Here is a 13,015-nt window from a genome sequence, read left to right as displayed (position 1 = left end):
GAAAGGGGATTTAGATGATTTACGGTGCATTGGGCGATATCGAGGAGTATCGCGGAATGCTCAAGGGCCTCGACGTGCTGATCGATTGGCTCGAGGAGAACGATCCGGCGAAGCTCGAGGTCGGCAGCCATCCGATTCTGGGCGACAAGGTCTTTGCGAACGTCATGGCTCCTACGACGCGTCCCGAGGCCGAGGCTCACTACGAGACGCATCAGCGCTATCACGACTTGCAGATTGACGTCGAGGGTCGTGAGGCCTTTAAGGTTGCCACGGGCAGCCTGACGCTGGTCCAGGAGTTTGACGAGAAGGACGACTACGACCTGGTCGATTCCGACGCTTCGATCGCCGGCGATCTTGCTGACGACAAGTTTGCACTGTTCGTTGCCGGCGAGCCTCACATGCCCACGCTCGAGTTCCCGGGCGATGGCGCGCAGCCGGTCAAGAAGATCTGCTTTAAGCTGCTTGCAGACGCTTGCTGGGAGGAGTAGCGAACTGCTCGGCTGAGCTGTTCGCCTGATGGCGTGATTTCCCTAGGGAAATCACGCCACGACCCCGCCAAGCGTGTTTTCCCTAGGGGAATCACGTTTGGCGGGGTTTTATGTTTATGAATAGGGGAACTGAAGCCGTGACGATGCTTGGGTTGGCGCACGCGCACTCAAATCGGCAACAACAAAGTAGATAAGCATTTGAAGAAATGCGATTGAAGCATAATGTAACTAGTATGAAATAGTGGATAGCTGGTACATACCACCTTTCAAATATAGAATCGTTAGAAATCTATAGTTAAAAAGTAATTTACCAGCGGGTTTATATTTTGTTCATTAAAGCCGTTCATCGTCATTTGGCTACCGTTTACGGACCACTTCAGATTCTGACTACATAATTGCGTCAATGCGTCCATAATAGGCAAGGCGTTTAGCTGAGGGCCGAGGAACCGGCATCCGCGTCGTAGAGCACGAAGATCGGGAGTAGCATGCATTCGTTTAAAATCACCAATCAATTCCTACTTGATGATGAGCCGTTCACCATCTTGTCGGGGGCGATTCACTATATGCGTGTTCATCCGAGCGACTGGCACCACTCGCTCTATAACCTTAAGGCTCTTGGGTTTAATACGGTCGAAACGTATGTACCGTGGAATCTTCATGAGCCAAAGCCTGGCGTCTTCGATTTTTCTGGCTCAATCGATTTGGCGGCATTTCTTGATGAGGCAGCATCGCTCGGTCTGTATGCAATTGTTCGGCCCTCTCCGTTTATTTGTGCAGAATGGGAATTTGGCGGCATGCCAGCATGGCTGCTGCGCGAACATGATATGAGGCCGCGTAGCAGCGACCCCAAATTTCTTGCTCACGTTGCGCAGTACTACGACCATCTCATGCCGATACTCGTCTCGCGTCAGATTGACAAGGGCGGAAATATCATCATGATGCAGGTTGAAAACGAGTATGGATCATATTGCGAGGATAAGGACTATCTTCGCGCGATTCGTCGCCTTATGGTCGAGCGTGGGGTTTCCGTGCCCCTTTGTACTTCCGATGGCCCGTGGCGTGGGTGCCTTCGTGCCGGTACGCTCATTGACGATGATGTGTTGTGCACCGGCAACTTTGGTTCTCATGCAAAGGAGAACTTTGAGGCTCTTTCTGCTTTTCACAAGGAGCATGGAAAACAATGGCCTCTTATGTGCATGGAGTTGTGGGACGGCTGGTTCAATCGCTATGGGGAGAACGTCATCAGACGCGATCCCGAAGATCTTGCCTCTTGCGTTCGCGAGGTGCTCGAGCTTGGAGGATCTTTAAACCTCTACATGTTTCATGGAGGCACCAACTTTGGATTTATGAACGGATGTTCTGCACGCCATACGCATGACCTGCACCAGGTGACATCATATGACTACGATGCTCCATTGGACGAACAGGGCAACCCGACCGAGAAATACTTCGCAATTCAAAGGACAGTTCACGAGCTGTATCCCGATATCGCGCAAAGCAAGCCGTTAACAAAAAAGGCGTTTTCCATGCCCGATATTTCGGTGAGTGAGCGCGTAAGTCTCTTTAATGTGCTCGATACTCTTTCGGAGCCGATTGAAGCCCAATATCCTATGCCCATGGAAGAGATGGGTCAGTCGTATGGATATACGTTATATACCACGACTGTCGAGCGTGACCGTGCAGATGAAGAGCGTATTCGGGTTATTGACGCCCGCGACCGCGCTCAGGTGTTTGTGAACGGTGACAAGGTGGCGACGCAGTATCAGGAGCACATCGGGGAAGATATTCACTGCGTTCTTCCCTGTGAACACAACCGCCTGGATGTTCTGACCGAGGATATGGGTCGCGTCAATTATGGTCACAAATTGCTCGCTGATACGCAGCATAAGGGCATTAGGACAGGAGTTTGCGTTGATCTTCACTTTGTTACCGGTTGGGAGATGCGTTGTCTGCCACTCGATAACATCGATAATCTTGATTATTCCGCCGGCTGGGTAGAGGGGCAACCTTCCTTTTATCGCGCAAAGTTTGATATATCTGAGCCGGCTGATACCTTTATCGACACTACGGGTTTTGGAAAGGGTGTGGCATTCGTAAACGGAACGAATGTCGGACGTTTTTGGGATAAGGGTCCCATCATGACGCTCTATGTTCCGCACGGTTTATTACACCCTGGTACCAATGAACTCGTTATGTTCGAAACAGAGGGCGTGTATGATGCGAAAATCTCCCTTCGCTCTGAGCCCGTTATCCGTACACTTGAACAAGAAGGAGTTGAGTAGAAATGATTGTAGGCGCACGAATCGACTTTCGCTTGATTCACGGACAGGTGGCAAACCTCTGGTCTAACGCCCGTCAGGTAAGCCGCTTCATGGTAGTTGACGACGAGGTATCGCAAGATGCTACCCAAAAGCAGGTTCTTCGCATGGCTTGCCCGGCAACTGTGAAGTTGTCCGTGCTTCCTGTCGACAAGGCCGCTGCCAACATCACTGCTGGCAAATATGATGCGCAACGTCTCTTTATTGTTGCGAAAAAGCCTGAGGTCTACGTTCGACTTTTGGAACAGGGTGTTAAGCTTGAGCAGCTCATCGTCGGTAATATGACGACAATGGAGCCGGTCAAGAAGCTGAATCGCAACATTAGTTGCGACCAGGGGGACCTTGACGCATTTGCCAAACTCAAGGCCGATAATCTTCCTATTGTCATTCAGCTGACGCCGCAGGATAACCCAGAGGCTCTCACGCTCTAGTCGAATTAACGCTAGGCCGTGAAGGGGGATGCACGGTTTATATAAGCGTATTGGTATTGTAGAAACTGTTACACCTTAAATAAGGAGTTTACCATGATTGCTTGGTGGCAGATTCTTCTGTTAACCCTGTATGCGGGTTATCAGATTATGGATGAGCTGAACTGGTACACCTGTGCCGGCTCAGCCGTCTTCTCCGGTATGATTACCGGTTTGATTATGGGCGACCTGCAGACTGGCCTGTTTATCGGCGGCAGCATGCAGCTCACCGTCCTGGGCGTTGGTACCTTTGGCGGCGCCTCTCGTATCGATGCCAACTCCGGCACTCTGGTCGCCACTGCCTTTGCCGTGGGTGCGGGCATGAATCCCGAGACGGCTCTTGCCGCCATCGGCGTACCTGTCGCTGCCATTCTCGTTTACACCGATATCGCCGGCCGTTTCGCCAACACGTTCTTCGGTCACATGTGCGATGCCGATATCGAGAAGATGAACTGGGGCGCCTACAACGTACACTACTTGCTCGGTGCCGTTTCCTGGATGTTGTCCCGCATGATTCCGGTCTTCCTGGCTCTCGCATTTGGCCAGGGCTTGGTCGAGGGCATCACCACCGCCCTTAACGGCGACTTGAAGTGGCTGGGTGACGGTCTGTCTGTTGCTGGCGGTGCCTTGCCCGCCGTTGGCTTCGCCATCCTGCTCCGTTACCTGCCAGTCAAAAAGCACGTCGCCTACCTGCTGCTCGGCTTTGTAATCGCCGCCCTGTTTGGTACGGCCTTCACGAGCATCATGAACCTCAACACCAACATCGTCGCTGTGAACGCCGCGCTTGGTAAGGGCGCCGTGGATATGGTCGGTATGTTCAATAACATGTCGATGCTGGCGATCGCTATTATTGGCTTTGCTCTGTCTTTGCTGTACTACAAGAACAACCAGCGTCCCGTCGCTGCTGCTGGCGCTGCGGAGGGAGACGACGACGATGAGCTCTAATGAGAAACTCGCCAATGGCACCACTGGCTACAAGATTACCAAGGACGACCTTGCGCAGATCAACCGTCGTAACCTGTTTGGTTTCCAGGATGGTTGGAACTACGAGCGCATGCAACACTCTGGTTATCTCTGGATTATCCTGCCCACACTGCGTAAGCTGTACGGCGACGGCACGCCGGAGCTAAAGGAAGCCTGCCGCGCCCAGTGCGCACCGTTCTTCAACACCTCAAACTTCCTCAACACGATTATCACCGGTATCGATTTGGCGATCGAGGAAGAGGAGGGCATTGAGGGCCTCGAGGCTGTTGCCGGTCTCAAGACTGGTCTCATGGGGCCGCTGGCTTCCATCGGCGATTCCATCTTCGGTTCGCTGCTCCCGACCATTTTCGGCGCCCTGGCTGCCAATATGGCCATGAACGGCAACCCCTTGGGTATCTTCATCTGGGTCGCCGTTAACATTCTTGTTGACTGGTTCCGCTGCAAGCAGACCCACATGGCCTATGAGCAGGGTATGAAGCTCGTCACCACCATGAGCGATCGCCTGAATGCGTTGACCGACGCGGCCTCCGTAATGGGTGTCTTTATGGTCGGTGCTCTGGTCGCAACCAATGTCGGTATCGTTATTGCGGCGAAGCCTGTTATCGGCGGCGTTACCGTTGACTTGCAGAACATCTGCAATATGATTTGCCCCAAGCTGGTTCCTGCCGCACTCGTCGGCTTCGTATACTGGCTCCTCGGTAAGAAGGGCATGACCTCGACGAAGGCCATCTTTATCGTCTTGGTTCTGTCCATTGCCTTGGGTGCATTCGGTATCATTTGCAAGGGCTAAATACCCCATATTGTCACGGCATTTGAGCCTCAATTGAGACGTGGCGCACACCTCCAAGGCGACTTTATCGCCATATCCCCTGGAGTGTGCGCCTCTTTTGTTTTGTCGGACACCGCTGTTCATAGGCGGTTATGCAGTCATCGTGTTCGATTAATTCCTTAAGGCTGCCTTGAAGGGAATATAGTGCAATGCCATTTTGGATCGTCCTGTTTATTTGTGTTGTCGTGGCTTATTTCGCTGTGACCGAAGGAGCGAAAAAATACTTCGATATGAAATTGCAGGTATTGTTTAACTTGGGCTTATACCAAGATTGCATAGACCTGCTCGATCGCAAACTTGCGCGCATAGTAATGTCTACGTATAAGCAGTATTACCTGCGTTTCACGATCTATGAAGCTGCTGATATGGACGCATATGCAGATCGAATGCTTGACCACTTGCTGGAGATGCCGTGCAGCGACAAACAACGTCGACAGCTTGCGGTTCGCGCCTTTAATTTCTATATCAAGACGGGTGACCGGAAGCGGGCGGCGTCCATGTTGGAAGAGATGCGCCCCATCGTGTCGAAGGGCATTTTGGCGGACAGTCAATTAACCTACGACATAGTCTTTTGCCGTCGGCATGATAAGATCGATGAGATGGAAGCTATGCTGGATACGAGCGACCTTGGGTTACGCGGAAAGCTCTATCTGCTGCTTTCATATCAATATGAGAGCAGCGGGAACAAGGGCGAAGCACTTAGATATCGCAACCTTGAAAAGCAGCTTAGAGACGCTCACAGACCTCCCACGATAAAACAAAATACTCACTAAACTTTAATGATGCAGTGGTCGTAAGAGCCCTTTTGAGGGGTTCTATGGCTAGAGAAAGCGAACGGTAGAAAGGTAGATAGAATGATTGGATTTGTACTAACTGGTCACGGTCAGTTTGCACCTGGTTTGAAAAGCGCTGTGGATATGGTCGCCGGCGAACAGCCTAATTTTGAGGTAGTTCCTTTTGCGGGCTCGGAGGCGGTTACTTTTGGTGATGATTTGCGAACCTGCATTGCCAAGATGCGTCAAGCTTGTGATGGCGTATTGGTGTTTGTTGATTTGCTTGGCGGTACTCCGTTCAATCAAGCTATCCCAATGACGACTGAGCTCGATAACGTGACCGTTGTCACCGGAACAAATCTACCTATGCTGGTGGAGCTCGTTATGACGCGTGCGTTTGGAGACCCAACGCTTGATGAACTTGCCGAACGCGCACGGGTCGTTGGTCGTGAGGGAGTCGATCTCAAGAAACTCGAGAGTGCTGACATTGATGAAGACGATGAGATGTAGTGTCGCTATTAGCCCATTTATTGGACATGTTGGTGCGTTACCTGAAGGCTGAAGTATTGGTCAATTGCTCATTACGTGGAGAATATCATGACGTGCACGAGGCACAGACAACCGCTATATGACCAGCTCGTAGATATTCTGATCGAAAAAATTGATCATGAATATCAGCCAGGTGATTTGATTCCGTCCGAACGTGAGCTTGCCGAACGTTTCGGGCTTTCGCGGTCGACTGTCCGGCTTGCAATTCAGGAACTTGAGTATCTTGGTTGGATTGTGCGAAAACAAGGTCGCGGTACGTTTGTTGCCGATCGACTAGCTCAAGCAACAAATCTTACCCAATCGTACAGTTTTACTGAACAGATGAAAGCGATGGGCCGGCTGCCAGAAACAACCATCTTAGAGTTCTGTGAAATGGAAGCAGATAAAACGCTCTCGATGCAAATGGGGATTCATTTGGGTGAAAAGGTATTAAAACTCAAACGTTTACGAATGGCAGATGGTATACCTATGATGGTTGAGCGTAGCTATCTTCCAGCAAGGCTCTTTATTTCACTCAAGCGTCCTCTACTCGAACAAAAGCCCCTTTACGATGTTATTGAGCAGGATTATCAGCAGAAAATTCGAGTAGCGGATGAGGAGTTCTCTGCGGGTATAGCACGTCCATGTGACGCTCGGCTTCTAGGTATTGGTGAGGGTGCGCCAGTTCTGGACATAGTCCGAACTACTCACAACACCCAAAATGATGTTGTCGAGTTCACGCTTTCGGTGGCTCGTGCCGACAAGTTCAAGTACAGGATTTCTCATTATCGAGATACTCTGTGATCGGATACGAGTGCTAACGAAAGAAAAACAGCCTATGACTACTACCCGATTTAACTTTTCAGATTAAGTCTTTGTATATCAGACAATTTAGTAAAGAAAGAGGTATTAGAAATGTTCGAGAAGAGTGTCGAGGAGCTTACCGGGCTCGGCGCCCAGATCACCACGGCCGAGATTGCTCAGCAGCCCGAGCTTTGGCGTGATACGCTCAACATCTATCGCGAGAACAAGGAGGCCATCGAGGCCTTCCTGGCCGAGGCTCGCGCTATGGGCGAGGGTCGTCTGTCCGTTGTCTTCACCGGTGCCGGTACGTCCGACTACGTTGGCGATACCTGCGCCCCGTACCTGCGTCACGCTGGCAACACTGATCTCTACGACTTTAAGCCCATCGCCACGACCGACATCGTGAGCGCCCCGCGCGACTTCCTGCGCGCCGAGGATCCCACGCTCGTGGTTTCCTTTGCCCGTTCTGGCAACAGCCCCGAGAGCCTTGCCGCCGTTGCCGTTGCCAAGGAGCTCGTCCACAACGTCAAGTTCCTCAACATCACCTGCGCTCCTGAGGGCAAGCTCGCCGTCGAGTCTGCCGATGATCCCAATGCGCTGACGCTGCTCATTCCGCGCGCCAACGACAAGGGCTTCGCCATGACTGGCTCTTATTCCTGCATGACCCTGCTCTCCACCCTTATTTTCGACACTGCCTCTGACGAGCAGAAGGCCGAGTGGGTCGAGACGATTGCCAAGATGGGCGAGGAGGTCATCTCTCGTGAGTCTGAGATTGCCGATTACCTGGCTGGCGACTTCAACCGCGTGACCTACTTGGGTTCTGGCTCCTTTGGTGGCCTTGCCCAGGAGAGCCAGCTCAAGATCCTCGAGCTCGCTCACGGTCTGGTCGCTACTTCCTACGACACCTCCATGGGCTATCGTCACGGACCCAAGTCCTTCGTCGACGATAAGACGCTCGTCTTCGTGTTCGTCAACAACGACGCCTACACCCGTCAGTACGACATCGACATCCTCAACGAGATCGGTGGCGACGAAATCGCTCAGCACACCATCGCCGTTCAGCAGGAAGGTGCTACCGTCTATGAGGGTGAGTCCTTCACCTTTAAGGGCTACGAAGCGCTTCCCGAGGGCTACCTCGCTCTGCCGTTCGTGATGTTTGCCCAGGCCATCAGCCTGCTCAACTCCGTGCGCGTGGGCAACACGCCCGATACGCCGAGCCCCACCGGCACGGTCAACCGCGTGGTCAAGGGCGTGACGATTCACCCCTTCACCGCTTAATCGCGTCCCTCTGTAAGGGCGCCCGTCCGCTCATAACGGCGGGCGGGCGCTTTTTGTTTTACCTGAGCTGGGTATAGCATCACCACAGTCAACTGCTTTAGAAGCAAGGAGTGCATATGAGCACGTACGCAATTAAGGCTGACAAGTTCTTCTTGCCGGCAGGCCCGCAACTGGGCGGCTATCTTATGGTCGAGGATGGCGTCTTTGGCGCCTGGCAGGCCGACGAGCCCTCTTGCGAGATTAAGGACTACACGGGGTCGTGGATCGCACCGGGTATGGTCGATACTCACATCCATGGCTTCTACAACCACTCAACTACCGATAATGATCCCGTGGGCATCGATATCAGCTCGACCGAGCTCGCCCGTCGCGGTACCACCAGCTGGCTGCCCACGACGTTCACCGATGGCGTCGAGCAGATCAAGGACGCCTGCGCCGCCATCGCTCAGGCGGACGAGGGTCGCGGCCCCGACTTCTGCGGTGCTCGCATTCAGGGCATCTACCTGGAGGGCCCCTTCTTTACCATGAAGCACGTGGGCGCGCAGAACCCCGCTTATCTTATCGATCCCTCCGAGGAGATCTTTGATCAGTGGCAGGAGGCTGCGGGTGGTCGCATCGTCAAGAGCGCCATGGCGGCCGAGCGCGACGGTGCCGCTGCTTATGCGGCTGCTCTGAACGCCAAGGGTGTGGTGACCAGCATCGGTCACTCCGACGCCACCTACGATGAGTGCATCGCTGCCATCAACGCCGGTGCCAGCTGCTTTACGCATACCTATAACGGCCAGCGCGGGCTGCATCACCGTGAGCCCGGTGTCGTGGGCGCTGCCATGTCCACGCCCGAGACCTACGCCGAGATCATCTGTGACGGCAAGCACGTTAACCCTGCTGCCATCAAGGCGCTGCTGCAGGCCAAGGGCTGGCAGCACACGGTGCTCATTACCGACTGCCTGGGTTGCGGCGGCATGCCCGAGGGCAGCTACACCAGTGGTGGCATGGACGTCATCATGAAGGACAACCTGTGCTGGCTCGCCGACGGCAAGAGCATTGCCGGCTCGGTGCTCACGCTTGCCCAGGGCGTCAAGAACATCGTCGACTGGGGCATCGCCAGCGCCGATATCGCCATTCGCATGGCAACCGAGGTGCCGGCTCGCTCTGCGCACATCGAGGATAAGTGCGGCAGCATCATGCCAGGTCGCGACGCCGACTTTGTCGTGTTCGACCATGAGCTCACCCTCGTCGAGACGTATGTTGGCGGTCAGAGCGTCGGCAACGCCTTTACCGAGTAACGATAGAAAAAACGGCGGGCCCGAATCTGCTCGGACCCGCCGTATGGGTTAAACGCTCAAAAGCACCTTTACAGTTACAGCTTGTTAGCGATCTTCTATGCCGTGCGCTTGACGCCGGCCACCAGGCCTCCTGCAGGATGCTCCTTCTCGTAGGCTAGACGCTTCTCGCGCTTGGCATACTCTTCGACGATGATGTCGCCGTACTCGTCTTCGATCTTGTCGAAGAAGTCGACGGCGCCCTTAATATCTTCAGCGGTCGGGTGTCCCTTTTGGACACCGCCGGTGAGTTTGAACGGCCCCCACGTATCAAAGCCGGGGCAGCCGTAGACCTCCATAAAGATGGCCTGCCTCATGCGGCAGATACCATCGATATCCTTGCCGTACCACTTGTTTTTGCCACCGTAGGTCATAAGGCCAAACACCTTGTCCTGCGGCTGCAGCACGTTCGTGAGCACGCGTGCCATGTCCTTGTCGATCTCGGAGTAATAGATGCCCGTGGCGACGCCAATCAGATGGTATTCGTGCAGGTCGGGGTACTCGTTTTTGCCAAGCGCCTTGACGTCGAGGGTATCGATTTCGGGGTGCGCCTCGACGATGGCGTCCACGAGCTTTTTCGTATTGCCGTGGTGGCGCGAGGCATAGAGGATGATGGTTCGCATAAGAAGGCCTTTCAGCTGTAATTGCATCAATGTCTGTATGGTGCCCCGTTGCATGCCTGGGATACCGGATGCATCGGTGAACGTGCGGGTTTGTCCTTTGGTCAGGGCCGAGACAGGTACTTGCGAGCAAAAGCAGTTGTTCGAAAGGATGGGCAATGGAATACGCTCTCTCTAACGATTCGATTTCTATTAAGGTGTCCACGGCTGGTGGTTCGTTTACCTCGATTGAGGCTGGAGGTCGCGAGTACTTGTGGCAGGGCGATCCCGCCGTGTGGTCCGGCCAAGCACCGATTTGCTTCCCGATTTGCGGAGGCTTGCGCGACAACAGCGCCATGACGTTTGCCGGGCATCATGTAAAGCTCGCTCGCCACGGGTTTGCGCGCAAACAGGAGTGGAAACTGCTGAGCCAGAGCGAGAACGAGCTGGCGATGTGCCTGGCTTCCGAGGATAACGCCGCGCTGCTGAGCGATTATCCGTACCCGTTTAAGCTTGTCGCTCGTTATACGCTCGAGGACGCTGCTGTGCGCGTCTCCTATGAGGTGACCAACGAGGGAACCGAGGACATGCCGTTCTTTATCGGCGGTCATCCCGGCTTTAGGTGTCCGCTCGATGAGGGCGAGTCCTATACGGACTACGAGCTGCGCTTTGAGAAGGATGAGGCTGCGGAGCTCTGCACCGCCGTTCCTTCGACTGGCTTGATTGATGTGGACAGGCGCTCCAAGAACCCCATGGTTGGAAAGACGCTGCCTCTGTCACATGAGCTCTTCGATTTTGCGGAGACCATCTTTGACGTGCTCGAGAGCCGTCAGGTCACGCTTTCCAAAAAGGGCGAGGACAAGGGCGTCCGCCTGAGCTTTGAGGGCTTCCCATATCTCATTGTGTGGAGCAAGCCCGAGGGCGATTTTGTGGCAGTTGAACCCTGGGGCGGCCTTTCGACCTGCTCCGATGAGGACGACGTGCTTGAGCACAAGCGCGGCTGCCTTATCGCCAAGCCCAAGGAGACCGTCGTTCGCTCGTTCACGATTGAGATTCTGTAATTCCGTTTTGTCGACTCGTATCGCGAGGCACAAGGAGCCTGCGAGATAAGGAGCTAAAAATGATCCTCACCGTTACGATGAACCCGTCTGTCGATACGCGCTATCAGCTCGATGAACTCGTCATCGACGACGTCAACCGCGTGACACCCGAAAAGACCGCCGGCGGCAAGGGCCTTAACGTTGCCCGCGTCCTGGGCCAGCTGGGCGACGACGTTGTGGCAACCGGCCTGCTTGGTGGTCATATGGGCGCCTATATGGAAGAGCTCATGGACGCCAACGGTATTAACAACGACTTTGTGCCCATCAAGGGCGAGACCCGCATCTGCCTCAATATCCTTCATGCCGGCAACCAGACCGAGCTGCTCGAGAGCGGCCCGACGATTGCCCCCGAGGAGCTCGATCCCTTTACCGCCAAGTTTACCGAGCTTGCGAGCAAGGCCGACGTTGTCACCATCTCGGGTTCGCTGCCCCGCGGTGTCGAGGCAGACTACTATGCCAAGATCACGGGCATTGCCGAGAACGCCGGCGCCAAGGTGCTGCTCGATACCTCGGGCGCTTCGCTCGAGGCCGCCCTTAAGTCCGAAATTAAATCCGAGCTGGTCAAGCCTAACCTGACCGAGATCAACGGCCTTCTGGGCACGAGCTTTACCACCGACGATGTGGACGAGCTCCGCGCCGCGCTCGCCTCTGATGCCCGCTTCTCCGATATCCCCTGGGTCGTCGTGTCCATGGGCGCTGCCGGTTCCGTTGGCTTCCACAATGGTCGTGCGTTCCGCGCAAAGACGCCCGATATCCCTGCCGTTAACGCAACAGGCTCTGGCGACTCCACTATCGCAGGCTTCGCGCATGCCATCGCTGCTGGCGCAGACGACGAGACGGTGCTGCGTACCGCCAACACTTGCGGCAAGCTCAACGCCATGGATCCTATGACCGGCCATCTGGTTATGGACCGTTGGGACGAGGTCTACAACGGCGTTGTCGTGACCGAGCTGTAAGGGCTTGGGCGTCGGTCCCGGCATCGCTTGCTAGCTCATGTCGACGACAAGTGCGATAGCATTATGTCGGGGCGCGACGCCGACGTTGTCGTGTTCAATCCCGACCTTACCCTAGCCGAGACGTAGGTGGGCGGCAACAGCTTTGGTAATGCGTTCGCCGAGTAAGCTGCTTGCCGACGCTTACTGGGAGGAGTAACGAGCTGCTCGGTTGAGCTGTTCGTCTGATGGCGTGATTCCCCTAGGGGAATCACGCTACGACCCCGCCAAGCGTGTTTCCCTAAGGGAAATCACGTTTGGGGGGGGTTTCTGTTTTTGAGTAGGAAGCGATCGACGTGGCGATGCGTGGATTGGCGCGCGCCCATAATCGACAACAAAAAAGCCGCCCAAAGGCGGCTATCTTGTGCAATGGAGCCAGCGACCGGGCTCGAACCGGTGACCCCCGCTTTACGAGAGCGGTGCTCTACCAACTGAGCTACGCTGGCGGCCATGTGGTGACGCAACTGAGGCATCAACGGCTGTCTATGATACGGGACATCGCACATCCGCGCAAGGGTTCTGACGGCTTTTCT

At 54.6% G+C, this 13,015-nt stretch carries 13 protein-coding genes and 1 tRNA gene; 12 read left to right on the top strand and 2 right to left on the bottom strand.

What is annotated here, in order from left to right; translation table 11 throughout:
• The first annotated feature begins 14 nt into the window (after positions 1-14).
• From CSV91_RS06300 to nagA, 10 genes are all read left to right on the top strand, one after another.
• Positions 15-488, top strand: a complete 474-nt coding sequence (locus tag CSV91_RS06300; RefSeq protein WP_099432215.1) for a NanQ anomerase/TabA/YiaL family protein — start codon at positions 15-17, stop codon at positions 486-488.
• A 485-nt stretch (positions 489-973) separates the two neighbouring features.
• On the top strand, positions 974-2,770 hold the full coding sequence (locus tag CSV91_RS06295; protein WP_099432214.1) for a glycoside hydrolase family 35 protein: 1,797 nt from the start codon (positions 974-976) through the stop codon (positions 2,768-2,770).
• A gap of 2 nt (positions 2,771-2,772) precedes the next feature.
• Positions 2,773-3,237: a PTS sugar transporter subunit IIB gene (locus CSV91_RS06290; RefSeq protein WP_006236263.1), complete on the top strand. Its 465-nt coding sequence runs from the start codon at positions 2,773-2,775 to the stop codon at positions 3,235-3,237.
• A 93-nt stretch (positions 3,238-3,330) separates the two neighbouring features.
• Complete coding sequence (locus tag CSV91_RS06285) at positions 3,331-4,218, top strand: PTS mannose/fructose/sorbose/N-acetylgalactosamine transporter subunit IIC (RefSeq protein ID WP_099432213.1); 888 nt, start codon at positions 3,331-3,333, stop codon at positions 4,216-4,218.
• Positions 4,208-5,047, top strand: a complete 840-nt coding sequence (locus CSV91_RS06280) for a PTS system mannose/fructose/sorbose family transporter subunit IID (RefSeq protein ID WP_099432212.1) — start codon at positions 4,208-4,210, stop codon at positions 5,045-5,047. The genes CSV91_RS06285 and CSV91_RS06280 overlap by 11 nt, the downstream gene beginning before the upstream one ends.
• 188 nt (positions 5,048-5,235) lie before the next feature.
• On the top strand, positions 5,236-5,859 hold the full coding sequence (locus CSV91_RS06275) for a hypothetical protein (protein WP_099432211.1): 624 nt from the start codon (positions 5,236-5,238) through the stop codon (positions 5,857-5,859).
• A gap of 81 nt (positions 5,860-5,940) precedes the next feature.
• Positions 5,941-6,369, top strand: coding sequence for a PTS sugar transporter subunit IIA (locus CSV91_RS06270; protein ID WP_040360084.1), 429 nt, complete (start codon positions 5,941-5,943; stop codon positions 6,367-6,369).
• 87 nt (positions 6,370-6,456) lie between these two features.
• Entirely contained in the window at positions 6,457-7,191 is a 735-nt protein-coding gene (locus CSV91_RS06265) for a GntR family transcriptional regulator (RefSeq protein ID WP_099432814.1), read from the top strand.
• A gap of 111 nt (positions 7,192-7,302) precedes the next feature.
• Positions 7,303-8,469 carry an AgaS family sugar isomerase gene (locus CSV91_RS06260; RefSeq protein WP_099432210.1) on the top strand — a complete coding sequence of 389 codons (1,167 nt, stop codon included), beginning with the start codon at positions 7,303-7,305 and terminating at the stop codon, positions 8,467-8,469.
• 116 nt (positions 8,470-8,585) lie between these two features.
• A complete protein-coding gene (nagA, locus tag CSV91_RS06255; protein WP_099432209.1) occupies positions 8,586-9,755 on the top strand; it encodes an N-acetylglucosamine-6-phosphate deacetylase in 1,170 nt (389 codons plus the stop codon).
• Positions 9,756-9,850: 95 nt separating this feature from the next.
• On the opposite strand, the gene CSV91_RS06250 is transcribed toward nagA, so the two are convergent.
• A complete protein-coding gene (locus CSV91_RS06250) occupies positions 9,851-10,414 on the bottom strand; it encodes a flavodoxin domain-containing protein (protein ID WP_232049576.1) in 564 nt (187 codons plus the stop codon).
• Between the two features lie 155 nt (positions 10,415-10,569).
• On the opposite strand from CSV91_RS06250, the gene CSV91_RS06245 reads away from it, so the two are divergent.
• Together CSV91_RS06245 and CSV91_RS06240 are read left to right on the top strand one after the other, a co-directional pair.
• The gene (locus CSV91_RS06245; protein WP_099432208.1) at positions 10,570-11,451 is read left to right on the top strand and encodes an aldose 1-epimerase family protein; all 882 of its coding nucleotides are present in this window, start codon (positions 10,570-10,572) and stop codon (positions 11,449-11,451) included.
• Between the two features lie 59 nt (positions 11,452-11,510).
• Positions 11,511-12,446, top strand: a complete 936-nt coding sequence (locus CSV91_RS06240; RefSeq protein ID WP_099432207.1) for a hexose kinase — start codon at positions 11,511-11,513, stop codon at positions 12,444-12,446.
• A gap of 406 nt (positions 12,447-12,852) precedes the next feature.
• Here the strand turns inward: CSV91_RS06240 and CSV91_RS06235 are convergent.
• Positions 12,853-12,928 (bottom strand) — tRNA-Thr (locus CSV91_RS06235).
• Positions 12,929-13,015 lie beyond the last annotated feature (87 nt).

The sequence above is a fragment of the Collinsella aerofaciens genome (assembly GCF_002736145.1).
Lineage (GTDB): Bacteria > Actinomycetota > Coriobacteriia > Coriobacteriales > Coriobacteriaceae > Collinsella > Collinsella aerofaciens_A.
The sequence above is the reverse complement of the archived record's forward strand: the minus strand, read 5'-3'. Positions and strand labels throughout refer to the sequence as shown.